Genomic DNA, 24,538 nt, shown 5'->3' on the forward strand with positions numbered 1-24,538 from the left:
GCCCCGCTCACCCTGACGAGGAGGTGGCGGCGGGAGGACGCTGGAAGCAGGAAGGAGAAGGGCCATGAGGACGTCGCTGTGGACCGGTCCGGGAGCGGTGGCCGTGGTGGCCCTGCTGGCGCTGGGAGGATGCGGGGCGCAGAACGGGGACGGTCCGGAGGGGCAGGACGCCACCGGCGCGACCGCCGACCGCACCGTGGACCCGGCGGCCGGAAGGGCGCAGGCCGTGGTCGACCGGGCGACGGAGATGGCCGTGGAGGAGTTCGTCCCACCCGGACCCCCCGTGGCGGGAGTGGACGATCTCGAGGGTGGAACGGTCCACTACGTGCCTGCGTCGTCGAAGGTGGGCACCTTTCTGGCCGTCCGGGACGGCATGGCGCAGGCGCTGGGCCACGCCGGGGTGACGGTGGAGACCTGCGACGGCACGGGCGACCCGGTGGTGATGGCCGCCTGCGTCACCGCGGCCGTCGAGGCCGACGTCGACGTCATCGTCACCGGTGCCGTGCCCGAGGACCGGATCGCGACGGCGCTGGTCCACGCCTCCCGTGCAGAGATCCCCGTGCTGTTCACCCAGACCGCGCCGACGGGCCGCGGGTATCCGGCCGAGGTCGGCTACCTCAGTCCCGACCATGCCGAGCAGCAGGGCTGGCTCGCCGAGTGGGTCGTGGCCGACTCCGGCGGGACGGGGTCCGTGCTCGTGGTCCAGCTCATCGACACCCCCGCGATGCAGGCGTGGGTCCAGGACGGGGCGCTCCCCGTCTACGCGGCGTGCCCCGGATGCACGACGAGCCTGCTGGAGGTCACGACCGGCCGGCTCGGCGAGCTGCCCGCACTGGTCGAGGAGGCGCTGGCCCGCTCGCCGGCAACCCGTTACGTCCACGTCACCATGGACGTCGCTGTGGACGCCGCCGTGCAGGGGATCGAGGCGACCGGGCGCACGGACGTCCTCGTCGTCAGCCAGGACGGCACGCCGGAGGTGCTGGAGCAGGTGACGCCCGACGGGCCGGTCGGTGCCGTGGCCGGTTTCGACCACACCGCCATGGGCTGGTACGCCGCCGACCAGGTGCTGCGCCTGATGACCGGAGGCGAGTCCGTGAGGGAGGTCGACTTTCCCTACTCGCGGCTGATCACCGCCGAGAACGCGTCGGAGGGCTACGGCGACATGTCCTACGAGGAGGGCTTCCTGCAGCTGTGGGGACTGGACGAAGACTGACCGACCGCGCGTCATCCCACGGTCGGACGGGTGGCCCCTGCACGGCTGGTCCGTGGGAACCTGTCCTCATGACCGGGAGGCACGAAGACACGGGTGACCGCAGGACGGACGGACGGCGATGAACGGACCGGTGCTGCGGGGACACTGGCTGACGCCGGACGGCGGACGGCCGCTGCTGGTCGTCGGGCCGTCGCTGGGCACCGGGGTGGTCGCCCTGTGGCAGGAGTGCGCCCGGCACCTGGCGACCCTGGCCGAGGTGGACGTCCTCGGGTGGGACCTGCCGGGGCACGGGGACGGGGATCCCTGCCCCGACGCGTTCACCGTGGAGGACCTCGGCCGCGCGGTGGTCGCCCTGGTGGACGAGGTCCGGCCCCGGGAGACCTTCGCCCACGCCGGCGTGAGCGTCGGCGGGGTCGTCGGGCTGGCGCTGGCGACGGGCCGGTCGGGTGCGGCCGCGCGGGTGCTCGGGAGCGCGGTGCTGTGCTCCGGGGCGAAGGTCGGTACCGCCGAGGGATGGCACGAGCGGGCCTCGACGGTCCGTCGCGACGGGACGGCCAGCATGGTCGAGGGTTCGACCCAGCGGTGGTTCGCGCCCGGGTTCCTCGAGCGGGAGGCCGGCACCGCGGCGGCGCTGCTCGCAGGCCTGGAGCGGGCGGACGACGAGTCCTACGCCCGGGTGTGCGAGGCGCTCGCGCAGGCCGACCTGCGGCCCTTCCTGGCGGACGTGAGGATGCCGGTGCTGGTCCTCGGCGGACGCCACGACCAGGTGGTGCCGCCCGCGACGCAGGAACAGCTGGCCGCGGCCCTCCCGGGGGCGTCCGTCGTCATCGCGGAGGGGTCGGCCCACCTGGCCCCCGCCGAGCAGCCGCTCGAGGTCGCCGAGGTGCTGGCCGGGTGGCTCGACCAGGTCGTGCGGCCGGACTCCCCGGCCGAGGAGGGAAGGTTCTGATGGCACCACCGCTGACCCGCTCGCTCGCGTGGGCGGACGAGGGCACCGCGATCTTCGGACGGGCGCTGGCCGGGCTGTCCGGCGAGGAGCTCGACGGACCCTCGTCGCTCCAGGGATGGACCAGGCGCCACGTCGTCGCCCACGTGGCGGCCAACGCCGAGGCCCTGCGCAACCTCGTCACCTGGGCCCGCACCGGCGTGGAGACGCCGATGTACGCCTCCATGGACCAGCGCAACGCCGACATCGACGAGGGAGCGCTGAAACCGCCGGTCGAGCTGAGGGAGTGGTTCGCCTCCACCGCGCGGGACCTGCGCGCCGACCTCGACGCGCTGACCGACGAGCAGTGGGAGAGCCCGGTGCGCACGGCTCAGGGGCGCACCATCGAGGCGACCGAGGTGCCCTGGATGAGGGCCCGGGAGGTGATGATCCATGCCGCCGACCTGGGGGCCGGGGTGTCCTTCGCCGACCTGCCCGAGGGCTTCCTGCACGACCTGGTGGACGACGTCGTCGCCCAGCGCACGGCTGCCGTCGGCTCGGCCGACCACCCCGCCCTCTGGCTCCACGACGAGGTCGGGGAGCGCACGTGGCGCATCGGCGAGCCGACCGAGAGCCCTGCTGCGCCCGAGGTGCGGGGGACGGCGGCCCAGCTGGCGGCATACCTCACGGGTCGGGACGCGGACGGGGCGCCGGGGACGGTCGGCGGCGGTCCCGCCCCGGCCCTGCCGCGCTGGTTGTAGCCGGACGCGTCAGGACCCGCTGCTGACCGCCTCCGGGTCGGCGTAGCCGAACAGCTCGCCGTCCTGCAGGGCGTTGCGGTCGTTGCCGTAGGACGGCAGCCCGCCGGAGCGGCGCAGCAGGTCGGCGGTGTGCATGAGGTTCCAGGACATGATCGTGGCGTTCTTCCTGGTGAAGTCGCTGTCGAAGCCGACCGGCACGTCGCCCTCGCGCGGGTCTGCGTAGGAGGGTCCGGGTCCGATCTCGCCGATCCAGCCGACGTCGGCCTGCGGCGGGATGACCAGGCCCAGGTGCTGCAGGGCGAAGAGCAGGGACATCGAGGTGTGCTTGACGCCGTCCTCGTTGCCGGTGATGACCGCGCCGCCGACCTTGCCGTAGTAGATCGACTGGCCGGCGTCGTTGAGCTGCCCGGACATGGCGTAGAGCCGCTCGACGACCCGGCGGCAGACCGAGGACTCCTCGCCCAGCCACAGCGGGGTGCCCAGCACGAGGATGTCGGCGGCCTGGACGCGGGGCCACAGCTCGGGCCACGCGTCCTCCTCCCACCCCTGCTCGCGCATGTCGGGCTGCACGCCGGGGGCGATGTCGTGGCTGACCGCGTGCAGGCGGTCCACCGTGACGCCGGCGCCGCTCATCAGGTGGTCGACCACGTCGAGCAGGCGGCCGGTGTGCGAGCGGACGGGGTCGGGGGTCAGGGAACAGTTGACGAGCAGGGCGGTCAGGTCCTCGTAACGGGGTGCGTCCATGGGTGGCTCCTCGGTGCGACGGGGTGGTCGGGGCTGGCTGGTCCCACCAGCCTGCCACCACCGGCCGCTCCGTGGGCGGTGGCGGTGACCCCCTCGCGGCACGGACCGTGGCGGCGTGCCAGGGTGGACGCAGCCAGGACGAGGATGACCACCGTGGAGGTATGACGTGCAGCAGGAGCAGCAGGCCGTCCGGGACGGGGACCGGACCACCGTGCGGGACGTGACCTTCCCCGGGGCCACCGGGGCCGACCTGTCGGCCACCCTCGAGCTGCCGGACGGGCGACCGCGCGGCTACGCGATCATGGCGCACTGCTTCACCTGCAGCAGCGACGCGCACGCCACCACCCGCATCTCCCAGCAGCTGGCCGGACGCGGGTATGCCGTCCTGCGCTTCGACTTCACCGGCCTGGGGGACTCGGGGGGCGACTTCGCCGAGACCACCTTCACCACCAACGTGGAGGACCTGGTGGCCGCCGCCCGGTGGATGGGACGCGAGTGGGGGCAGGTCGGGCTGCTCGTGGGCCACTCGTTCGGGGGTCCGGCCGTGGTCGCGGCCGCGGGGCAGATCGACAGCGTCCGTGCGGTGAGCACGATCGGGGCGCCGGCCTCGCCCGAGCACGTGCAGCACCTGCTGGCCGACGCCCGGCCCAGCGAGCAGGGCGAGGACCGGCTGCGGGTCGACATCGGCGGGCGGCCCTTCGTCATCGGTCGGCAGTTCCTCCACGACATCTCCGAGCAGTCGCAGACGGAACGGCTCAGGACCCTGGACGCGGCGATTCTCGTGCTCCACTCGCCGCAGGACCAGGTCGTCGGCATCGAGGAGGCGGCAACGATCTTCGCCGCGGCCGGTCACCCGCGGTCCTTCGTCTCCCTGGACGGGGCCGACCACCTCCTCTCGGACCCGGCCGACGCGGAGTTCGCCGCCGGGATCGTGGCCGCCTGGGCCGGTCGCTACCTGCCCGACCCGGTCACGGCCGCCGCGGACGTCACCGGCGGGCAGGACGAGGCGGCGCCCCGGGAAGAGGCGGCGCAGGCGGTGGCCACGGCCCAGGTGACGCAGCCCGTCCTCGAGGGGGTGCGGGTGAGCGAGCGGGCCGCCGACGCCGGCTACGCGCACACCGCGGAGGCGGGAGGGCACACCTGGGTCCTGGACGAGCCGACCGCCGCCGGAGGCGACGACGACGGACCGGACCCCTACCAGGTGCTGCTGTCGGCTCTGGGCGCGTGCACCTCGATGACGATGCGGATGTATGCCCGCCGCAAGGGCTGGGACTACGGGACCACGACGGTCACGGTGCGGCACAGCAGGATCCACGCCAGGGACTGCCAGGAGTGCGAGACCACCGAGGGACGTCTGGAGCGGATCGACCGCTCCATCGCCGTGGATCCCGCGCTGTCGGAGGAGCAGCGGGAGGCCCTGCTGCGGATCGCCGACAAGTGCCCGGTCCACCGCACCCTGACCGGCACCGTGGAGATCTTCACCGAGCTGGAGCCGGAGGACGCCTGAGCGAGGTCGGTGGTGCCGCCGCACGTCGGGAGCGGCAGGGTAGCGTCCTGGGATGGACCGACGCCCCGACCTCATCGTGTTCGACGTCAACGAGACGCTCTCGGACATGAGCCCGATGGGGGAGCGGTTCGCCGCCGTCGGTGCGCCCGAGCACCTGGCGAGGACGTGGTTCGCCGCGCTGCTGCGGGACGGCTTCGCCCTCACCGCTACCGGGTCCAACCCGTCCTTCGCCGACGTCGGCAAGGACGTCCTGGGCGGCGTGCTGGCCCCGCACATGGACGACGTGGAGCCGGCCGTCGAGCACGTGATGGCCGGGTTCGGCCAGCTCGGCGTGCACCCGGACGTGGTCGAGGGCGTGCGGGGACTGCTCGACCTGGGAATCCCGCTCGTGACCCTGAGCAACGGCTCCACCGCGGTCGCCCGGGGGCTGTTCGAGCGCCACGGGCTGACGGACGCCTTCGACCGGCTGCTGTCGGTGGAGGACGCGCCACGGTGGAAGCCCGCGCCGCAGGCCTACGCCTACGCCCTTGACGTCTGCGGGGTGGACGCGGCCGACGCCATGCTGGTGGCCGTCCACCCGTGGGACGTCCACGGCGCCCACGAGGCGGGTCTGGCGACGGCGTGGATCGACCGCAGCGGCACGGCATACCCCGCCCACTTCGCCCGTCCCGACGTCGAGGTGGCCTCGCTGGTCGAGCTGGCGTCCGTGCTGGGAAGCTCCCCGGCGTAGCCTCCGTCGCCGGTGCGCCACGCACCGTGCGGTTCAGGGCAGCCGGACGACGAGCTTTCCCTCGTTGCTGCCCTCGTAGAGCATCGCGATCGCGCCGGGCGCGTGCTCGAGCCCGTCGAGGACGTGCTCGCGGTGGGCCAGCCGGCCGGAGCGGACGAGGTCCGCCAGCTCGCCGACCGCCTCCTCCAGGACGTCGAGGTGGTCGAAGGCCAGGAAGCCCTCGATGCGGGCGCGGCGGGTGAGGACGATGCGTTCGACGCGGGGGCCGGTGGGCCAGGGGTCCCAGGAGGTGATGGATGGCCGCGGTCCCGCAGACGAGCACCGAGGAGCGGGGTGCCAGCCGGGCCAGGACCGCGTCGGTGATCGGTCCTGAGGTGTTGTCGAAGTAGTGGTCGACCCCCTCGGGCGTGGCGGCCGCCAGCTGCTCCTGGAAGTCGGCGGCGCGGTAGTCGATCCCGACGTCGTAGCCGAACTCCTCCACGCAGCGGGCGGCCTTCCCGGGGCCGCCGGCGATGCCGACGGTGCGGCAGCCCATCCTCGAGGCGAGCTGGCCGACGATCGACCCCACGGCGCCGGCGGCGGTGGAGACCACGACCGTGGACCCGGCCCGGGGGCGCAGGACCCGGTGGACACCGGCCCAGGCGGTGAGCCCGTTCAGCCCCAGGACGCCGAGGGCGAGCGAGTGCGGCAGGTCGTCGTCGACGACGGTCAGCCACACGGCGGTGGCGTCGACCACCGCGTGCTCCTGCCAGCCGAACATCCCCATGACCACGTCGCCGACCTGGTGGGCAGGGTGCCGGGAGGCCAGGACCTCGCCGACCGCGAGGGAGCGCATCACCTCACCGATCCCCACCGGCTCGGCGTAGTTGGCCACCGCGCTGACCCAACCGCGCATCGCCGGGTCGACCGAGAGGTACTCGGTGCGCACGAGCAGCTGACCCTCGGCCAGGTCCGGCACCGGTGTCTCGCGGATCTCGAAGTGCTCGGCCCGGGGGACGTCGTCCGGCCGGGACAGCAGCACGACCTGCCGGGTGGTTGCGGGGTCCATCCGCCCAGTCTCCCCGGTCCGGCGTGGACGCCGTCGGCCGCCACCCCACCCGGCCTGGCCGGACCCCCACCCGCACGGCATGATCGGAGGCGTCCGCCACATCGACGAGGGAGACGACGATGACGACGTCCGAGGCACTGCCCACCACGATGCGGGCGGCCGTGTGCCGCGAGGACGGTCACCTGTCCCTGGAGGACCTTCCGGTGCCGCAGCCGCAGCGGGACGAGGTGCTGATCAGGGTCACCGCCTGCGGGGTCTGCCACAGCGACCTGCACGCGCTGGACGGGCACATCGCCTTCCCTCGGCCGGCCGTCCTGGGGCACGAGATCTCCGGGCACGTGGCCGCCCTCGGGCCCGGGGCCGGGCGGGACGGCCTGGCCGTCGGTCGGCCGGTGGTCGGGGCCTTCCTCATGCCCTGCGGCCGCTGCCGCTTCTGCGCGCAGGGACGGGACGACCTGTGCGAACCCTTCTTCGCCGAGAATCGGTTGTCGGGCCACCTGTTCGACGGCACGAGCCGGTTGCGCACCTCGGGCGGTGAGCCGGTCGCGATGTACTCCATGGGCGGGCTGGCCGAGTACGCGGTCGTGCCCGCCACCGCGGTCGCCCCCGTGCCGGAGGGTATGGAGCTCGCGCCCGCCGCGGTCCTGGGGTGCGCCGGGCTGACCGCCTACGGCGCGGTGCGGCGGGCTGCCGACCTGCGCCCGGGGGAGAGCGTCGCGGTCGTCGCCGTCGGCGGGGTGGGGTCGAACGTCGTCCAGCTGGCCCGGGCGTTCGGTGCCTCCGAGGTGGTCGCCGTCGACGTCGACGCGGACAAGCTGGCGGCGGCCACCCGGATGGGGGCCACGGTGACCGTCGACTCGCGCGACCCCGACGCGCGCGAGCAGGTCCTGGCCGCCACCGGCGGTCTGGGGGTGGACGTGGCCTTCGAGGTGCTCGGCCGACCCGAGACGTTCGAGCTGGCGCTGAAGCTTCTGGCGCCCGGTGGCCGGATGGTCCCGGTCGGCCTGGGCCGTGCCGGCCAGGACGCGCCGGTGGAGATCAACCTCATGGTCCGGCGCAGTCTGCGGATCGTGGCCAACTACGGCGCCCGCACCCGCACCGACCTGCCGGCGGTCATCGACCTGGCCGACCGCGGGGTCCTGCGCTACCGCGACGTGGTCACCCGGACCTTCGACCTGGCCGACGTCGACGAGGCCTACGCCGCCCTGCGCGCCGGGGGGATCACCGGCCGGGCCGTGGTGACCATGGGGGGCTGAGGAGGTATGCAGCACCGCAGCGTCGAGGAGCACGTCGCCGGTCTCCTGGCCGCGGCGGGGGAGTTCGAGCACGAGGCGAGCACCGCCGGCCTCGACGCGGCGGTGCCGACCTGCCCCCGCTGGACCGTCCGCGACCTGGTCGCCCACCAGGGGATGGTGCACCGCTGGGCGCGCGCCACCCTGCTGCAGCAGCCGTGCCACCCGCCCGGCTGGAACGCCGAGGGCCACGAGGTGGCCGACCCCGTGGCCTGGCTCGCCGAGGGCGCCGCGGCGCTGGCCACCACGATCGGGGAGGTCGCCGACGACGTCGCGGCCATGGTCTTCCTCCGCGACGCCCCGCCCCCGCGGACGTTCTGGGCCCGGCGCCAGTGCCACGAGACGACGATCCACGCCGTCGACGCGCTCGCCGCCCGGCTGGGCGGGGCTGCGCCTCCGGACGTGGCGGTCTGGATCGACGACGCGGTGGCCCTGGACGGCGTCGATGAGCTGCTCACCGGGTTCGTGACCCGCGGCCGGTCGCGCTTCAGGGGCGCCGGGCCCCTGCGGTTCGTCGTCCGCCCCGACGGGTCCGACCGGTCCTGGACGGTGCGGGTCGCCGACGACGGCGCGGTCACGACCGACCGCGACCGGCCCGCTCGCGACGACGACCCCGTCCTGGCCGGCACACCCCGCGCGCTCTACCTCACCCTCTGGAACCGTGCCGCCCCCGGCGCGGTGAAGGACGACGGCGGCGTGCTCGAGGTCTGGCGCGGGCGGGCCCGGGTGCGCTGGAGCTGAGCGCCGTGGGAATCCCTCACCCACCGGGTCACAGGACGGTCATCCTCAGGTCAGTTCTTGGCAAAGTCCCTGGTCAGGTGCTCGACCTGCCCCGTAGCCTGCACGCGGCAGCACACGAACACCACGCCGCGGTGCGGCGATCACCATCGGGAGAACTCTGTGGTCACGACGTCGTCGTCCCCGCGCGCAGCTGCGGTGCTCAGCGCCCTGCTCGCCCTGCTGGTCACGCCGCTTGTGGCGATCGGCTCGCCCGACGCGGCGCAGGCTGCGCCTTACCCCTGGGAGCACGACACCACGGTGGACCTCCTCCAGCTGCCCGCGAACCACGCGCCGGCACCGGCCGTGGCCGACTGGGACGGGGACGGGAGCGACGACCTCGTCGTCGGGCTGCGGAGTGCAGGTCAGCACGGTGGTGTCGCGGTCGCGCTGCGGGACGAGGACGGAGCCCTGGGACAGCTGTCCTCCGTCTTCGGCTCGGGGACGATCGGAGACCCGTTCGGCTGGACGCTCTACGCCCGTCCTGCGGTGGGCGACGTCGACGGGGACGGAGAGGCCGATCTCGTGGTCGGGACCCAGTACAGCCAGAAGGGTGTCGCCCTGTGTCCGGGGTCCGGTGACGGAGCCGCCCGGGTGCACACGGAGGGCTGCGAGATCCTCGTGACCGAGGACGGTGCCCGGGTGGGTGCCACGACCGGGTCGACGACGGCGTACGTCTCCCCGGAGCTCGTCGATCTGGACGGTGACGGCGACCTGGACCTGCTCATCGGGACCGGCGCCTTGGCGAACGAGAAGGGCGTGCGCCTGTACCGCAACGTCGGAACCAGTGACACCCACGCCTGGGCAGCGCCGGAGTGGCTGGTCCGGTCGGGCACGACCGACGGGCTGGACGGTGAGGCCTACCACGAGCCCACGGTCGTCGACATCGACGACGATGGCCGCCTGGACCTGCTCGTGGCGGGTGGACAGGTCGGTACTGACCGCTCGTTCCGGCTGCACCAGTGTCTGGACTCGTCCACCGCCGGGGCGCCCGTCTACGACTCCTGCACGACCCTGACCCTGCCCGGTCTGGTCAACAACGTCGTCGATGCGACGGACTGGGACGGGGACGGTTACCTCGACCTGGTCCGCGGCTTCCACTCCGGCTGGATCACCAACCCGGTGACCATGCTCCACGGCCAGGCGCCCGACACCGACGGTGACGGCCTGTCCGACTCGCTGGACAACTGCCCATCGGTGCCCAACCCGCCGGACATCCAGCTGGACAAGGAGAACCCGGTTCAGGTGGACCTGGATGGCGACGGCGCAGGGGACGCCTGCGACCCGGACGACGACGACGACGGCGTCGAGGACGCGGTCGACGTCTGCCCGTGGACCGCGGACCCCAGCCAGGAGGACCGCGACGGTGACGACCGCGGCGACGCCTGTGACCCTCGGGACGACCGACGACCGGCGACCGAGGTCGGCTCCTGGGAGCACGAGCAGGCAGACCGGATCGACTGGGGCCGCAGCCCAGCGCTGATGCTGCGGGCGGACGCCATGTCGGTCGGCTATCGGTCCGAGATTGCCCGTGCCCTCACGACCGAGGCGTTGGGCCGCGACCTGGGCTTCTCGCTGGCTCTCATCCCCTGGGACGAACGACGGCTGGACGGGAGCAGCACCCCGGAGTTCCTGGACACGGTGATCGCCGACCCGAACTTCGAGCTGGTCCACCACGGGACCTACCACACCTGCGTCTACACGCCATACCTCGAGGAGCACGGGCCCACGGCCGCCGAGTTCGACTGTGGCATGCCGGTGTCTCAGTCCGTCGCACTCCTGCGCGTGGGGATGGACGCGATCGCGGGCACCGTCGACCTGGCCGCGGCATCACACGCGCTGACCGGGTTCATCCCGCCGACGGACGCCTTCGACGACGCGGCCCAGGAGGCCATCCAGGCGGTCGGCTACTCCTACGTCTCCTCCGCCTGGTACGCAGAGCCGTGGGGCCGGGACGACTTCAACTACGTCGACGAGGCTGGCCTGGCGCACGTGCCCTGGTCGCAGATCGCCTGCGGAAACGGGGCGGCGACCTGGACCAACTGCCAGTCAGGCGCCGAGCAAGGTCTACGGGCGCACAGCGGCGTGGACTGCGACGACGCGGACGTCTGCAGGCCCACCGAGGACGGCAAGGACTACTCCGACTGGGAGCGGCACGCCTCCACCTCCTTGGCCGACCGGTGCCGCGCGGACTTCCAGGAGCACGGCACCTGCCAGGTGCTCTTCGAGCTGACGAGCTACGACGGGAACTTCTCCGAGGGCACCCTGGACCCCAGAGCGTTCGAGGGCTACCAGCGGACGCTGACCGAGCTGCAGGCCCTCCTCGAGGAGACCGGCGGCGTGTCGATGACGCTGGGTGAGTACGCAGCCGCGATGCGGGCGCACGACCCGGACGCGCCCACGGTGACCCTCGACCTGGCGGAGTCCTACTCCTACACGGACGAGGTGACGATCGCGCCGGTCGTCGGGGACGCGCTGTCGGGGGTCTGGTCGACCGAGATCACCTTGGACGACGAGACTCTCGGGGCGGGGACCGTGGTCGACCTGGATAAGCTGACGCTGGGCAAGCACACCGTCGTGGTGCGGGTCGAGGACAAGGCCGGCAACGCCACTCAGGAGGCGTGGACGTTCACCGTCGTCGACGACGTGGCCCCCACGGTCGAGATCACGTCTCCGCAGGCCGGCGAGTACGGGCACCACGAGGTCGTCCCGGTCGTCGTGGAGGTCGACGACGAACGCGGCGACGTGGAGCAGCTGGTGGTCCGGTTGGACGGCGAGGTGTTCGACGCGGACGAGATCGACCTGAGCCAGCTCGGGCTCGGTGAACACACGCTGACGGTCACGGCCATCGACACCTCGGGCAACGAGGGAACCGATTCGGTGACCTTCATCGCCGAGGTGACCCTGGAGTCGCTGCGCGGGTTGGTGGAGCGGTATGCCGACGCAGGCCTGATCGTGCCGGAGGAGGCGGCGACCCTGGTCGCGCGGCTCGCCGTGGTAGAGGCGTCGATGGAGCGGGGCAACCTGCGGGCCGCTGACAACCAGCTCGCCGCTCTGGCCTCGCACGTGGAGGCGCAGACGGGGAAGTCGATCGAGGACGAGGCGGCGGCGGTGCTGCTGACCGACATCGAGGCGTTGCGGGCCGGGCTGTAGAGCCAGGCTCGGGGCCCGGGGCCACCCGGGCGGGCGCCACGCGCGAACCGTGGCGCGGGGATCTAGGGTGTGTGCCGACCCCGCGGAAGGAAGCGACTGGTGGAGCAGCATGACCGGCCGGCCATGCAGCGACCCCGTCGGCGTCCCGGGCTGACCAAGGAGTCCTTCCGGCCCAAGACCCTCCGCGCCGACGCCCAGGCAGGGCTGGTGAACGCGGTCGTCTCGGTCCCGGACGGCCTGGCCGCCGGGGCCCTGGCCGGGGTCAACCCGGTCTACGGCCTCTACACCTCGGCCACCTCGGCGATCGCCGGCGGCCTGACGTCGAGCTCGCACATGATGATGATCGCGACCACCTCGGCGGCCTCGCTGGCCGCCGGCCAGGCGGTGGCGTCCTACCCCGCCGAGGACCGGGGGCCGGCGGTGTTCCTCATCTCGCTTCTCACCGGGGTCTTCCTCGCCCTGTTCGCGGTGCTGCGGGTGGGACGGCTGGTGCGCTACGTCTCGCACTCGGTGATGACCGGGTTCCTCTTCGGGGTCTCGGCCGTCCTGGTGCTGGACCAGCTCGCGCCGCTGGTCGGCTACCGACCGGACGGATCCAACGAGCTGCTGCAGTTCGTCGACCTCGTCCGCCACGTGGGCGACTGGGACCTGGTCACGACCGTGGTCGGCCTGGTGGCCCTGGGCATCATGGTCGCGCTGATGTCCACGCGGTTCGAGACGATGGCCACCGTCGTGGCTCTCGTCGTGCCGTCCCTCGCCGTCGTCCTGCTCGGGCTGCCGAGCGTCGAACGCGTCGGTGACGTGGCCGCCATACCCTCCGGCCTGCCCGCGCTCAGCCTGCCCGACCTGTCCCTGCTCTCCGTCGACCTGGTCCTGGCCGCGCTGGCGCTCGCGGGCATCGTGGCGATCCAGGGGGCCGGGTCTCGCAGCAGGTCGAGAACCCCGACGACTCCAGGATCTCCACCACGACCGACATCTTCGCCCAGGGGGCGGGCAACATCGCGGCCGGTCTCTTCTCCGGCATCCCCGCCGGCGGGTCGGTCGGGCAGACCGCGCTGAACGTCTCGGCCGGGGCGCGGAGCCGGTGGGCCAGCGTGCTCAGCGGGGTGTGGATGCTCCTGTTCATCGTGGTCCTGCCGGGCGTGGTGACCCAGGTGCCGATGACGGTGCTGGGTGCCCTCATGGTGATCGCCGGCCTGGCGGCCATCTCCTCCAGGGAGGCCCGCTCGATCTGGTCCGCCGGGCTGCAGGCGCGGCTGACCATCGCCGCCACCTTCTTCGCCACGCTCGTCCTGACCATCCCCATGGCCGTGGCCGCCGGGTTCGTCCTGTCCGTGCTGGTCTACGTGGCGCGCTCGGGTGCCGACGTCCGGCTGGTGGAGCTGCGCACGACCGAGGACGGCGGCCTGGAGGAGCACACCGACCTGCCCGGGCACGTGCCGGACGGATCGGTCCTCGTGCTCGCCGTGCGCGGGTCCATGTTCTTCGCCGGGGCGCGTGCCCTCCAGGAGCAGCTGCCCTCCGCCCGGGGGTCGCGGAACGCCGTGGTCGTGCTGCGGCTGCGCGGGCACGAGGAGATCGGGGCGACGTTCATCGACGTCCTCGACGACTACGCCGACGAGCTGGAGGCCGGGGGCGGCCGGCTCCACCTCACCGGGCTCAGCGAGACAATGGCCCGTCAGCTGCGACTCTCGGCCAAGCTCGACATCGACGAGACGGTGCACCTGGAGCACGCCACCCCCCGGCTGGGGGCGTCGACGGCCGCCGCGATGAGGGAGGCCCGGTCCTGGTTGAGCAGCCGGCGGGACGAGCCGGTCGAGGAGCGCGGGCACGAGCTGCGCCGGCCGCAGGCGCCGGTGCTGCCGGAGGGGGCGCTGCGGGTGACGGAGCGGTCGACCGCGCACGCCGACGACGAGGAGGAGACAGGCGAACGGGGCCCCTGACCGACGGCCTGGCCCCGTTCGCGCCGCATGCGTGTCAACCTGATGGCGTCGGATGCGACTAGGGAGCATGAGGTACGTAGCCGAAGAGGCGGTGACAGGCATGTCGCAGGCGGGGTGCGACGCGGACGAAAGACACTCCGAGGCCCCCGTCCGCGAGGCTGCCCCCGAGGTGGTGGAGCTCACGCGGGACGAGATCGTCGAGAGCCTGTTCCGCGAGCACTACGAGGGTCTGCTGCGACTGTCTTACTGCATCCTGGGTGACCGCTGCAGCGCGGAGGACGTGGTCATGGAGGCCTTCTGCTCCCTGCACACGCACTGGTCCACCCTGCGCGACCGGGCGTCACCGGTCGGATACCTGCGGGTGTCCGTCCTGAACCTGTCCCGTTCGCGGATCCGTGCCCTGGTCAGAGAACGCACACGCACCGGATGGGCCGACCCTCCGCCCGTCCTGGACACCAGCGTGTCGGTGATCGAGCGGGACGAGGCGCACCGGCTCGTCGAGGCGGTGCGGTCCCTGCCCCGACGGCAGTGCGAGGTCATCGTCTGCCGCTACTTCCTCGAGCTGAGCGAGGCGGAGACCGCCGCCCTGCTCGGCATGAGCACCGGCTCGGTCAAGCGGCACGCCCACCGGGCACGCGCGGCCCTGTCGACCAGCATGGAGGTGACCCGATGAACATCGACGAGGCGCTGCACAGCTCGCTCCAGACCGTGGCCAGGGAGGTCTCGGTGACGCCCGAGCAGCTCGTCCACGCCGAGCACCGGTTCATCCACCGGCGCGAGCAGGGTGCCGTCCGGCGCCGCTGGGGCACCGGACTGGTGGCCGCCGCGGCCGTCAGCGGCCTCGTGCTCGCGGGGGCCGTCGGCTGGCGGGAGCTGCAGGAGGGGGCGGCGCCGCAGCCGGCAGCACCCGGGCCCCAGCTGCCGACGGAGCTCCCCGTCTCGGTCGACAACCTGGCCGGCATCTGGCTCACGCACGACGCCAGCGGCTGGCTGTGGTCCTTCCACCGCAACGGCACGGTCAGCTTCTTCAACCCGACCTACCAGGCCGTCTCCGACGAGGTTCCGGTTCCCTACGCGGTGACCGACACGGGCATCGAGCTTCCGGACGACCTGTGCGACTGGTCGCTGCAGATCACCGACGACGGCCGGATGGTCGGCAGCGTCGTCCCCGTCCCGGACTCGGACGGCGGCTGCACCGGTGGGGACCGCGTGTCGTGGATCCGCCTCTCACCGAGGTCCGATGTCGGTGCAGCGGTGGTCTACACCGGGTGGCGCGAGCACGAGAACAGCGAGGCAGCCAGGTGGCACCGTTCCCCGACCCCCGTCACCCGGATCGAGCTCATCACCCGCGCGTGGATGCAGCAGGGCACGGGGCGGCTCCTGGTCGTCACGACCCCGGACGGGGCGGAGGGCGGGCGCTACGTCCTCGACGACGACGGTGAGCTGCTGACCAGCCCCGACGACGTCGGGGAGGTCGCGATGGACGACGCGGGCAACCTCGTGCTCACCAGCAGCGACGAGTCGCAGGGATGCCCGGTGGGATCGACGGTGTTCTTCCAGGAGCCCGTCCTCCGCGGGACGGGTGGCACCATCCCCCCGAATCCGGCACCGGCCCTGGACCTGACGCCCGGTCCCCACGAGTGCTCGCAGCACGCCGAGCTGGGTGGGATCTGGGTCCAGGTCTCCTGACCTGGCCCCGCCCGTCAGCCGGTGCTCGTCGCTAGCATCAGGACGTGGAGACGTTCACCCGCGACGGTCTGGTCTTCGACGTGCTCGACGGCGGCCCGGTCGACGGTGACGTCGTGGTCCTGCTGCACGGGTTCCCCCAGGACGCAACGGCCTGGGACAGGGTGACGCCCGGGTTGCACGACGCCGGTCTGCGCACCCTCGCGCCCCACCAGCGTGGATACTCGTCCGGCGCCCGCCCCCGGCGCGTGTCGGCATACCGGTTCCCCGAGCTCGTCGCCGACGTCGTCGCGCTCCTGGACGCCGCCGGCGTCGAGCGGGCGCACGTGGTCGGGCACGACTGGGGCGGAGGGGTGGCCTGGGCGCTCGCCGCCGAGCACCCGGCGCGGGTCGCCAGCCTGGTCGTGCTGTCCACGCCGCACCCGTCGGCGCTCCGCTGGGCCCTGCGGCACACCGACCAGGGGCGGCGCAGCTGGTACATGCTCGCCTTCCAGCTCCCCGTCCTGCCGGAGCGGGGACTGGCCCGGATGCTCCGGTCCGGCGGCCTGCGCCGCACGGGCCTGGCGCGTGAGGACGGCGAGAGGTATGCCGCGCGGCTGGGTCGGGCGGGCGCGCTGCGCGGGCCGGTGAACTGGTACCGCGCCGCGCTGCGACCCTCCCGTGGTGGGCGCGGTGGGCGCGGTGGGCGCGGTGGGCGCGGTGGGCGCGGTGGGCTGGCGGCGGGACCGGTGGCGGTGCCGACGACCTACGTCTGGGGTGCCCGCGACCCCTTCCTCGGCAGGGCTGCCGCCGAACGGACCGCCCGGCACGTCACCGGCGAGTACCGGTTCGTGGAGGTGGACGCAGGTCACTGGCTGCCGGAGCGGCAGCCGGAGGTGGTGGCGCGGGAGGTGCTGGCGAGGGTGCGAGACTTCCGCCCATGACCCTGACGGCCTCGATGATCGCGTTCATCGTGGTCGCGATCGTCGTCGGGGCGACCCTGCAACGGGTGTCCGGACTGGGGATGGGACTGGTGGTGGCCCCGCTCCTGGCGGTGCTCCTCGGTGCCGCGCCCGGTGTGCTCGTGGCCAACGCCACGACGACGGTCTCGGCGTTGATGCTCACGGTGGCGGTGAGGCGGACCGTCGAGTGGCGCCGCGCGCTGCTCATCGGGGTCGCCGCGGTGCCGGGGGCGGTCCTCGGCGCGCTGCTCGTCGGGGCACTTCCCGGTCCGGCCCTGCAGATCACCGTCGGCGCCGTGGTGCTCCTCGGGCTGGGCACCGGGTGGCTGGTCGACCACCTCGGCCGGCTGCCGCACGTGCGCCGGTGGTGGGTCACCCCCGGTGCCGGGCTGGTCGGCGGTGCGCTCAACACCATCGCCGGGGTGGCCGGGCCGGCGATGATCGTCCACTCCCGCCTGGTGCGCTGGGGCCAGGCCGGGTTCGCCGCGACGATGCAGCCGGTCTTCATGGTCATGGGCGCCCTGTCGGTGCTGGCCAAGACCTTCGTCACCCCGGTCACCGCGTGGGTCCCGCCGTGGTGGCTGGCTGCGGTCGTGGTCGGCGGCGTCCTCGTCGGGATCGGTCTCGGCGGCTACCTCGCCGACCGGGTCTCCGCCTCGGCCGCCCGACGCACCGCCACCCTGGTCGCGGCGCTGGGCGGGGCGGCGGCCCTGGTCCGTGGGCTGCTCATGCTGGCCTGAGGACCGTAGGCTGGCCGCGGACCCGTCGGAGAGGACCCGTCTCGTGAGCACGATCGCCTTCATCGGCCTGGGGATCATGGGCAGTCCCATGGCCGTCCACCTGCAGCAGGCCGGGCACGAGGTGCGCGGCCACAACCGCTCGTCGGAGAAGATGCAGCCGCTGGTCGACGCCGGCGGGACGGCCTGCGGCTCGGCCGCCGAGGCGGTCGACGGTGCGGAGGTCGTCTGCCTCATGCTGCCGGACGGCCCCGACGTGGAGGACGTGCTCGTGGGGGAGGGCGCGGTCCTCCAGCACGCCCGGCCCGGCACGCTGGTGATCGACCTGTCCACCATCCGGCCCGACGTCGCCCGCCGCATGGCCGCCGAGGCGCGTGAGCGGGGCCTGCGCATGCTCGACGCCCCCGTGTCCGGCGGGGAGGCGGGCGCGCGGAACGCCACCCTCTCGATCATGGTCGGTGGCGACGCGGAGGACGTCGAGGCGGCGCGGCCCGTCCTGGAGGTGGTCGGGCGCACCGTCGTCCACGTGGGCCCCTCCGGCGCGGGACAGACGGTCAAGGCGGCCAACCAGCTGATCGTCGCCGGCCACCTGCAGGTGCTGGCCGAGGCCGTCGCCCTCCTCGAGGGGTATGGCGTGGAGCTGGGTCCCGCGCTCGACGTCCTCGGCGGTGGGCTGGCAGGGTCCGCCGTCCTGGAGCAGAAGCGGGAGAACATGGCCGGACGGCGGTTCGACCCGGGGTTCCGGGTCGAGCTGCACGACAAGGACCTCGGCATCGTCACCGGTGCCGCCCGGGAGGCCTCCGTGGTGCTCCCCGTGGGGGCGCTGCTCGCCCAGCTGATGACCTCCGCCGTGGCGAACGGCGACGGAGGACTCGACCACTCGGCCCTGCTCCGCGGGGTGCTTCGACTCAACGGAAGGTTGTGACCATGGACCAGCAGGTGAGGGTCGCCGTGATCCCCGGCGACGGGATCGGCACCGAGGTGATGGAGCCCACGCTGGGCATCCTCGAGGCGGTCGGACGCCGCCACGGCATCGACTTCTCCTGGCAGCACCACGACTGGAGCTGCGAGTACTACACCAGGACCGGCCGGATGATGCCCGAGGACGGCCTGGAGCAGCTCGCGGAGGCCGACCAGATCCTGCTGGGGGCCGTCGGCTACCCCGGGGTCCCCGACCACGTGTCCCTGTGGGGTCTGCTCATCCCCATCCGGCGTGCCTTCCGGCAGTACATCAACCTGCGCCCGGTCCGGCTGCTGCCCGGGATCGACTGCCCCCTGCGGCTGAAAGAGGGCACCGAGATCGACTTCCTCGTCGTGCGCGAGAACAACGAGGGGGAGTACTCCGAGGTCGGCGGACGCATGTACCGCGGCACCCCGGACGAGTTCGCCGTCCAGGAGTCCGTCTTCACCCGCCGCGGCGTCGAGCGGGCCGCCCGCTACGCCCTGGAGCTGGCATCCTCCCGCCGGGGGAGCCTGGCGTCGGCCACCAAGTCCAACGGCATCATCCACACGATGCCGTTCTGGGACGAGGTCGTCCACGAGACCGCGCAGGCCTACCCGGGCGTCGAGGTGCGGGACTACCACATCGACGCGCTCTCGGCCCTGTTCGTGCTGGACCCCGGCCGGTTCGACGTCGTCGTCGCCTCCAACCTCTTCGGCGACATCCTCACCGACCTCGGTGCGGCGATCATCGGGAGCATCGGCATCGCCCCGTCCGGCAACCTCAACCCCGAGGGGGAGCACCCCTCCATGTTCGAGCCGGTGCACGGGTCCGCCCCCGACATCGCCGGGCAGGGCGTGGCCAACCCGCTCGGCCAGATCTGGGCGGCCTCGATGATGCTGGACCACCTGGGCCACCCCCAGGCCGCGGCCGAGCTGGTGACGGCGATCGAGGCCACCCTCGTCTCAGGGGTGCGCACGCCCGATCTGGGCGGCACCGCGAGCACCACCGAGGTGGCCGACGCGGTCCTGCAGATCGCGGCGGCGGGATAGTCCGCGCTGTCGTGTCACGCCGGTCGTCCGGACGACCGGCGTGACCCTCACTCTGACGCCCCCTGCACCGGTGGGGCGCAGGGGGCGTCTGGTCCGGGGCGGGCTCAGCGCACCCGGACCTTTTCGGACCGGTAGTTGTTCGCCTTCTTCTCCGGGTCGTAGTTGCGCTCGACGTTGCCGGCCACGTCCACGGCGAACCAGTTGACCGTGGTCGTGTTGGACACGGTGATCTCGGCAGGACCCTCGCGCAGGCCGGCGGACTCCACCGTCGGGGAGTCGTAGGTCGGCCGGCTGCCGTCGGTCGTGTAGTAGACCGTGGCGGCCTCGTCGGTGGTGATGACGAAGCTCACCGAGCCTTCCTCGGTGCCCGTGACCTCGAGGTCGCTCGTCGGCGCCTTGACGTCACCTGCCTGTTCGAGGGCCACCTCGAGCATTCCGATCATGCCGTTGCTGAACTCCATCGCCTCCTGGTAGCCCTCCTCGAACGGCGGCTGGAAGCCGACCGCACGCCAACGACCTGCCTCGGCGTCCCACAGGTCCGCGCCCACCTCGAAGTTCCAGGCGTAGATGTCGCCCTCGTAGAAGTGTTCGTCGGCCGAGTTGCCGGCGGCCGAGTAGAGGACGTCGATGACTGGGCCGGTGCGCCCGGGCCAGATCGCCGTGCCCCGGTAGTCCTGGATGGTGCTCAGGATGTGCTCCGAGGCCTCCCAGAAGTGCTCCTCGGTGCCGAAGTCGGGACGGGGCAGCGGAGTGCGGTCGGGCTTGTAGGCACCCGGGGCCCACATGAAGTAGCCGCCGTAGCTGTGCGTGTTCATGGCGTACTCGATGTTGTCGAACTCCTCGGTCAGCCACTTCTCGTTCTGTGCCTCCGGCTCGGAGAGCTCGTCGGGCCCGGCGAAGACGGCGCTGGTGCAGTTGTCCGACGCGCCGACGTACCCGTCCTGGTGCGAACCGACCGTGAAGTTGCGGTTGAGGTCGACGCCCCAGCTGGTGCGCCGGGCGGGGTCGCTCTGCTCCGGCCCGCAGTAGTTGGTCATGTTCTTCCGCTGCCAGTTGTAGTCATACATGCTGTAGTGCCCGCCGTCCGGGTTGACCGTCGGCATGATGAACACGTCCAGCCCCTTGAGCAGCTTTCGCGTGCCCGGGTCGTGCTGGTAGTTGCGCAGCAGCCGTTCGGCGGTCTCCACGCACGTGATCGGGGTGACCCACTCCCGGGCGTGCTCCTGGCAGTAGAGCATGACGCCCGGCCGGCTGCCGTCGCGCTGCTCGCCGATGCGGATGGCCTTCATCTCGAACGGGTCGCGGGACACGGAGTCGGGCGCACTGAGGTTGTCGCTGAGGGCGAACTCGCCGGTGGCGGTGACCACCCCTGTCCGGGAGTCACTGCGGTATGGCGCGGCGGTCATCACCTCTCCGGCCGCGGCGTTGATGGCGGCCACCACCTCGTCGGCGGTGGAGACCGGGTCGCCCGCGGAGTCCGTCTGGAGGTGGACCGTGGCGACCGATCCGTCGACATCGACCGAGAGTTGCTGGTCGACGGCGTCGGCGGCCAGCACCAGGCGGGCGCTGTTGCCACCCTCGTGGCCCCAGGCGGCGCTGGTGACGTAGAACGCGTGCGAGGCGAGGGTGCCCACGGTCACCTGCGCGTGCCGTCGGTAGCCGTTGGTCTCGTGCGGCAGGTCGACGACCTCTGCCAGCTGCGGGAACTCCGCCGCCAGCTCCTCGACCCGCTCGGTGACCTCGGTGGGATCCAGGTAGCGGTCGACGAAGCCGGACGCGTAGTGGGGCGACGGACCCTTGCGCGGCTGACCGAGCCACTGGGTCACCGGCACGGTCAGCTCACCACCGCCGGAGCTGGTGTAGGTGACGGCGTCGGGCACGTCCTCGACCGCGATGGGGGCGCTGGCCCGGTGGTACATGTACTGACCGGCGTCGGTGAACCGCTGCAGGGTGACGGACCCGCCGTCCCAGTCGGCGGTCACGGTCACCGACGCGGGCGCGTCCGACTTCACCTCCAGGTTGAGGTAGGTCTCCCCACCGACGGAGGTGAACCACTCCGTCCGCAGCGGTGTCAGCGTGTCGGTCGCCGCCTCGGTGGCCTCGGCCGCTGCAGCTGCGCTACGCCGCTCCTGCTGCACCGTGGCCAGCGTCCCGGCGTCCTCGAGAACGCCCAGCACGCGTACTCCGGCGTCCTCCAGTGTCGCCTGCTCATCCTCGGTGAGCACGGCGTGGACCTCGAGGCCGTCGTCCAGGGGCTTGGTGTAGTGCGCCAGGTCATAACCCTCCTGCTCCAGCTCCAGCACGGCCGCCTTGTCGGGAACGGCCAGGCGGACGAGGCTGGTCACCTCGGGTTCGCCGAGGACCTCGTCCGCGGTCTCGGTGGCCGAGCCCGTCGAAGGGATGAGCAGAAGGGGAAGGGGCAGGAGCGGGACGGCGAGGAGTCGGGACAGCCGGGTCCTGCGGCGACGGGCGGGCGAGGGTGGATGGTTCACTGATCCTCCTTGATCGGCCCCCGCGCGCCGGCGTCCCGAGCCGCCGGTCCGGATGGTCGGGCGACGCGAGACGGGCTTCACTGGACCGGCGGGTGCTCGTGAGTATGGCGTCGCTCACAACCCCCTGGAAGGGGTTGAGCCCACTGCTGACCCAACCTTGACCGGCGGCATACCTGCTCTTGACCAGAGCGCGTGACCCTCGTCGAGGTGGCGACCCGGAGTGTGAGCGTGGGACTCCGCCTCAGGAGAGGAAGTCCCCGCCCCGCATCACGAACAGGACGTTCAGACCTTCGTCCAGGGCAACCAGGTCGGCCGGCCGACCAGCCTGGATCGTGCCGGCGCTGAGCCCGAGAGCGCGGGCCGGGGTGCGCGTGGCCGCCGTCAGCGCTGCCGCCGTCGTCCACCCGGCCCTGACCGCCGTGCGCACGGCTCTGTCCATGGTCAGGGTGCTGCCTGCGATGCTGCCGCCCTCCACGAGGCGGGCTGCACCGTGGCGGACCTCGACGGCGAGCCCGCCGAGCGTGTAGGAACCGTCCCCCGCGCCTGCAGCGGCCATGGCGTCGGTCACCAGCGCCACCTGTGAGCGGGCGCTGCGCTGCACGAGGTTCACCACGTCCGGATGGACGTGCAGGTCGTCGACGATGACCTCGACGGTGAGCCGGGGGTCGGCCAGCGCCTCGACAACAGGTCCAGGATCGCGGTGGTGGATCGGGCGCATGGCGTTGCACAGATGGGTCACGACGCTTGCACCGCTGTCGACAGCGGCACGCAGCTGAGGCCCGTCGGCGTCCGTGTGACCCACCGCCACCGCGACGCCGGCCCGCGCAAGCTGGACGACCGCATCGGTCCCACCGTCGAGCTCGGGCGCCAGGGTCACCATGCGTAGGTGACCGTCGGCAGCCCGGACGAGAGCAGCGATCTCCCCGGGGTCAGGTGTCCGAAGGTGACCAGGGTCGTGGGCACCTGCGTGGAGCGGGCTGAGCCAGGGTCCCTCGAGATGGATGCCCGCCACGACCCCGCGAGCGGCGAGGCCGGCCAGCCTCGTGACTTGCTGGTGAAGGTCCTCCTCGGCCGCTGTGACCAAGGATGCGATGACGGTCGTCGTCCCGTGGAGCAGGTGCACGGACGCGGCGACGCTGACGTCGTCCGCGTCGGGTGAGCCGAAGGCGGCGCCCCCGCCTCCGTGGCAGTGCATGTCGACGAATCCCGGACTGAGCAGTGGGACGTGCAGGTCGGCGTGGGCTGGGGCAGGCCCTTGGCCGACCTCGACGACGGCGTTCGCCCGGATGCGTACCCATCCCGGGACGAGACGCCCGTCGTTCAGGAGCAGCTGCTCCGCCTGGATCAGGGACACCACCAGGCCCACTCTTGCACGGTGGGCGCATGCCATCATCACGACGACGCGCCGTCCTGCCGAGGCCGCACGGGGCGGACCCGGGGACGGTCGTCGTCGTGGAGGCTGCGTGTAGGTTCGCAGCAGGACGCTGGAGAACGATGCGTCGTCGACGTGGAAGGATGACGAATGTCCCGGGCAGAGCGGCTGTCCCAGCTGGTGGATCGGATCGTCGCTGAGGGATCCATGAGCGTCGAGCGGGTCATGGAGGTTCATCGTGTCTCCGCGGCCACAGCCCGGCGTGACCTGGACGCCCTGGCCGACCAGCAGCTCGTCATCCGTACCCGTGGCGGGGCCCAGGCGAACGCCGCCTCCGGTGACGTGCCGATGCGCTATCGGGCGGCCCGGCGTGGGCGGGAGAAGCTGGCGGTGGCCAAGGCGGTGGTGGAGCGACTGCACCCCCATGAGGTGGTGGCCTTCAACGGAGGGACGACCACCACCACGGTGGCCTACGAGCTCGGTGTGCGGATGGCGCACGAGCACCCCAACGAGGACGAGGTCATCACCGTGGTGACCAACGCAGTCAACATCGCCAACGATCTCATCGTCCGACCGCAGATGCGTGTCATGCTCACCGGAGGTGTGGCGCGCACGCGTTCCTACGAGCTCGTCGGTCCGTTGGCCGAGGCGCTGCTGCCGCGGGTCAGCATCGACACGCTCGTGCTGGGTGTCACCGGCATCCTTCCCGACCTGGGGCTCTTCACGCACCACGACGGTGAGGCGTCGGTGAACGCGGCGCTGGTCGGTGCGGCGAAGCGGATCATCGTGGCCGCAGACTCCTCCAAGTTCGGTGTCACCGCGTTCGCCCGGATCTGTGGCCTCGAGGACGTCGATGTCCTCGTGACCGACCCGGGCCTGCTGGATGCCGACCGGGCCGCCGTCGAGCGTGCCGGCGTCGAGGTGCTCGTCGCCTCGCCCCCCCCGATGGGCTGAGGCGCAGGAGCCCCGGATCTCAGGAAGGACCCGCCGAGCACCCTGGATGCGTCGTGGGGTCGCTATCATGCTTGAAAGTGAGCGATCCGGCTCTCAAGGACCGCGAACGAGCGGCTCGGCGATCGAGTCAGGAGAGGAGATGGGTGGATCTCGTCATCGGCGTGGACATCGGTGGCACCCGAACCAAGGTCGTCGCTCTCCCGGCGGCCGGGGGATCGGTGGAAGACGCCGCGATGCGTACGCCGGAGGATGCACACCCGATCGGCGAGCA

Annotated in this window: 19 protein-coding genes and 4 pseudogenes; 19 read left to right on the top strand and 4 right to left on the bottom strand. The window is 72.5% G+C overall.

Translation table 11 applies throughout. The features are described 5' to 3' along the window. Nucleotides 1-64: 64 nt before the first annotated feature. The 3 genes from ACQ95T_RS07395 (at nt 65) to ACQ95T_RS07405 (ending at nt 2,899) form a co-directional block, all read left to right on the top strand. Nucleotides 65-1,213: a sugar ABC transporter substrate-binding protein gene (locus ACQ95T_RS07395; RefSeq protein WP_425940669.1), complete on the top strand. Its 1,149-nt coding sequence runs from the start codon at nt 65-67 to the stop codon at nt 1,211-1,213. Nucleotides 1,214-1,331: 118 nt separating this feature from the next. Beyond that, entirely contained in the window at nt 1,332-2,162 is an 831-nt protein-coding gene (locus ACQ95T_RS07400) for an alpha/beta fold hydrolase (RefSeq protein WP_425940671.1), read from the top strand. Beyond that, nucleotides 2,162-2,899, top strand: a complete 738-nt coding sequence (locus ACQ95T_RS07405) for a maleylpyruvate isomerase family mycothiol-dependent enzyme (RefSeq protein ID WP_425940673.1) — start codon at nt 2,162-2,164, stop codon at nt 2,897-2,899. Before ACQ95T_RS07400 ends, ACQ95T_RS07405 begins: the two co-directional genes overlap by 1 nt. A gap of 9 nt (nt 2,900-2,908) precedes the next feature. Here the strand turns inward: ACQ95T_RS07405 and ACQ95T_RS07410 are convergent, their stop codons facing one another. Then, nucleotides 2,909-3,643, bottom strand: a complete 735-nt coding sequence (locus tag ACQ95T_RS07410) for a flavodoxin family protein (protein WP_425940674.1) — start codon at nt 3,641-3,643, stop codon at nt 2,909-2,911. Nucleotides 3,644-3,809: 166 nt separating this feature from the next. Between ACQ95T_RS07410 and ACQ95T_RS07415 the strand changes: the two genes are divergently transcribed. Then, nucleotides 3,810-5,150 carry an alpha/beta fold hydrolase gene (locus tag ACQ95T_RS07415; protein WP_425940676.1) on the top strand — a complete coding sequence of 447 codons (1,341 nt, stop codon included), beginning with the start codon at nt 3,810-3,812 and terminating at the stop codon, nt 5,148-5,150. Between the two features lie 52 nt (nt 5,151-5,202). After that, entirely contained in the window at nt 5,203-5,880 is a 678-nt protein-coding gene (locus ACQ95T_RS07420; protein WP_425940678.1) for a haloacid dehalogenase type II, read from the top strand. Between the two features lie 364 nt (nt 5,881-6,244). Here the strand turns inward: ACQ95T_RS07420 and ACQ95T_RS07425 are convergent. After that, nucleotides 6,245-7,030, bottom strand: a pseudogene (locus tag ACQ95T_RS07425) (zinc-binding dehydrogenase); the annotation flags it as partial. Between the two features lie 17 nt (nt 7,031-7,047). Between ACQ95T_RS07425 and ACQ95T_RS07430 the strand changes: the two are divergent. The 13 genes and pseudogenes from ACQ95T_RS07430 (at nt 7,048) to ACQ95T_RS07490 (ending at nt 19,449) form a co-directional block, all read left to right on the top strand. Continuing rightward, complete coding sequence (locus tag ACQ95T_RS07430) at nt 7,048-8,184, top strand: zinc-binding dehydrogenase (RefSeq protein WP_425940682.1); 1,137 nt, start codon at nt 7,048-7,050, stop codon at nt 8,182-8,184. 6 nt (nt 8,185-8,190) lie between these two features. Further along, entirely contained in the window at nt 8,191-8,961 is a 771-nt protein-coding gene (locus ACQ95T_RS07435; protein ID WP_425940684.1) for a maleylpyruvate isomerase N-terminal domain-containing protein, read from the top strand. 342 nt (nt 8,962-9,303) lie between these two features. Continuing rightward, a pseudogene (locus ACQ95T_RS07440) lies at nt 9,304-9,855 on the top strand (FG-GAP repeat domain-containing protein); the annotation flags it as partial. A 291-nt stretch (nt 9,856-10,146) separates the two neighbouring features. Next, nucleotides 10,147-10,284: pseudogene (locus ACQ95T_RS07445) on the top strand (thrombospondin type 3 repeat-containing protein); the annotation flags it as partial. A 9-nt stretch (nt 10,285-10,293) separates the two neighbouring features. Then, a pseudogene (locus ACQ95T_RS07450) lies at nt 10,294-12,150 on the top strand (FIMAH domain-containing protein); the annotation flags it as partial. 99 nt (nt 12,151-12,249) lie between these two features. Continuing rightward, nucleotides 12,250-13,209, top strand: a complete 960-nt coding sequence (locus ACQ95T_RS07455) for a SulP family inorganic anion transporter (protein ID WP_425940686.1) — start codon at nt 12,250-12,252, stop codon at nt 13,207-13,209. Further along, nucleotides 13,125-14,093 carry a SulP family inorganic anion transporter gene (locus ACQ95T_RS07460; RefSeq protein ID WP_425941027.1) on the top strand — a complete coding sequence of 323 codons (969 nt, stop codon included), beginning with the start codon at nt 13,125-13,127 and terminating at the stop codon, nt 14,091-14,093. Before ACQ95T_RS07455 ends, ACQ95T_RS07460 begins: the two co-directional genes overlap by 85 nt. Before the next feature lie 100 nt (nt 14,094-14,193). Beyond that, nucleotides 14,194-14,766: an RNA polymerase sigma factor gene (locus ACQ95T_RS07465; protein WP_431473710.1), complete on the top strand. Its 573-nt coding sequence runs from the start codon at nt 14,194-14,196 to the stop codon at nt 14,764-14,766. Continuing rightward, on the top strand, nt 14,763-15,782 hold the full coding sequence (locus tag ACQ95T_RS07470; protein ID WP_425940690.1) for a hypothetical protein: 1,020 nt from the start codon (nt 14,763-14,765) through the stop codon (nt 15,780-15,782). The genes ACQ95T_RS07465 and ACQ95T_RS07470 overlap by 4 nt, the downstream gene beginning before the upstream one ends. Nucleotides 15,783-15,826: 44 nt before the next feature. Next, nucleotides 15,827-16,702, top strand: a complete 876-nt coding sequence (locus tag ACQ95T_RS07475; RefSeq protein WP_425940692.1) for an alpha/beta fold hydrolase — start codon at nt 15,827-15,829, stop codon at nt 16,700-16,702. Further along, a complete protein-coding gene (locus ACQ95T_RS07480; protein WP_425940693.1) occupies nt 16,699-17,460 on the top strand; it encodes a TSUP family transporter in 762 nt (253 codons plus the stop codon). The genes ACQ95T_RS07475 and ACQ95T_RS07480 overlap by 4 nt, the downstream gene beginning before the upstream one ends. Nucleotides 17,461-17,503: 43 nt before the next feature. Continuing rightward, nucleotides 17,504-18,382, top strand: coding sequence for an NAD(P)-dependent oxidoreductase (locus ACQ95T_RS07485; RefSeq protein WP_425940695.1), 879 nt, complete (start codon nt 17,504-17,506; stop codon nt 18,380-18,382). A gap of 2 nt (nt 18,383-18,384) precedes the next feature. Continuing rightward, a complete protein-coding gene (locus tag ACQ95T_RS07490) occupies nt 18,385-19,449 on the top strand; it encodes a tartrate dehydrogenase (RefSeq protein ID WP_425940697.1) in 1,065 nt (354 codons plus the stop codon). 104 nt (nt 19,450-19,553) lie between these two features. Here the strand turns inward: ACQ95T_RS07490 and ACQ95T_RS07495 are convergent, their stop codons facing one another. After that, nucleotides 19,554-21,941: a M14 family metallopeptidase gene (locus ACQ95T_RS07495; protein WP_425940699.1), complete on the bottom strand. Its 2,388-nt coding sequence runs from the start codon at nt 21,939-21,941 to the stop codon at nt 19,554-19,556. Between the two features lie 241 nt (nt 21,942-22,182). After that, nucleotides 22,183-23,550 carry an N-acetylglucosamine-6-phosphate deacetylase gene (gene nagA, locus ACQ95T_RS07500; RefSeq protein WP_425940701.1) on the bottom strand — a complete coding sequence of 456 codons (1,368 nt, stop codon included), beginning with the start codon at nt 23,548-23,550 and terminating at the stop codon, nt 22,183-22,185. Here nagA and ACQ95T_RS07505 point away from each other — a divergent pair. Then, a complete protein-coding gene (locus ACQ95T_RS07505; protein ID WP_431473711.1) occupies nt 23,521-24,267 on the top strand; it encodes a DeoR/GlpR family DNA-binding transcription regulator in 747 nt (248 codons plus the stop codon). The genes nagA and ACQ95T_RS07505 overlap by 30 nt on opposite strands. Nucleotides 24,268-24,538 lie beyond the last annotated feature (271 nt).

The organism is Ornithinimicrobium carbonis (assembly GCF_050703245.1).
Classification (GTDB): domain Bacteria; phylum Actinomycetota; class Actinomycetes; order Actinomycetales; family Dermatophilaceae; genus Ornithinicoccus.

Excerpts from the sequence above, each read along its gene's own strand:
- ACQ95T_RS07400 (WP_425940671.1), top strand. The coding sequence starts at position 1,332 with ATGAACGGACCGGTGCTGCGGGGACACTGGCTGACGCCGGACGGCGGA.
- ACQ95T_RS07470 (WP_425940690.1), top strand. The coding sequence starts at position 14,763 with ATGAACATCGACGAGGCGCTGCACAGCTCGCTCCAGACCGTGGCCAGG.
- ACQ95T_RS07435 (WP_425940684.1), top strand. The coding sequence starts at position 8,191 with ATGCAGCACCGCAGCGTCGAGGAGCACGTCGCCGGTCTCCTGGCCGCG.
- ACQ95T_RS07420 (WP_425940678.1), top strand. The coding sequence starts at position 5,203 with ATGGACCGACGCCCCGACCTCATCGTGTTCGACGTCAACGAGACGCTC.
- ACQ95T_RS07405 (WP_425940673.1), top strand. The coding sequence starts at position 2,162 with ATGGCACCACCGCTGACCCGCTCGCTCGCGTGGGCGGACGAGGGCACC.
- ACQ95T_RS07490 (WP_425940697.1), top strand. The coding sequence starts at position 18,385 with ATGGACCAGCAGGTGAGGGTCGCCGTGATCCCCGGCGACGGGATCGGC.
- ACQ95T_RS07395 (WP_425940669.1), top strand. The coding sequence starts at position 65 with ATGAGGACGTCGCTGTGGACCGGTCCGGGAGCGGTGGCCGTGGTGGCC.
- ACQ95T_RS07430 (WP_425940682.1), top strand. The coding sequence starts at position 7,048 with ATGACGACGTCCGAGGCACTGCCCACCACGATGCGGGCGGCCGTGTGC.
- nagA (WP_425940701.1), bottom strand. The coding sequence starts at position 23,550 with ATGAACCTCCATGACCCGCTCGACGCTCATGGATCCCTCAGCGACGAT.
- ACQ95T_RS07480 (WP_425940693.1), top strand. The coding sequence starts at position 16,699 with ATGACCCTGACGGCCTCGATGATCGCGTTCATCGTGGTCGCGATCGTC.
- ACQ95T_RS07505 (WP_431473711.1), top strand. The coding sequence starts at position 23,521 with ATGAGCGTCGAGCGGGTCATGGAGGTTCATCGTGTCTCCGCGGCCACA.
- ACQ95T_RS07465 (WP_431473710.1), top strand. The coding sequence starts at position 14,194 with ATGTCGCAGGCGGGGTGCGACGCGGACGAAAGACACTCCGAGGCCCCC.
- ACQ95T_RS07410 (WP_425940674.1), bottom strand. The coding sequence starts at position 3,643 with ATGGACGCACCCCGTTACGAGGACCTGACCGCCCTGCTCGTCAACTGT.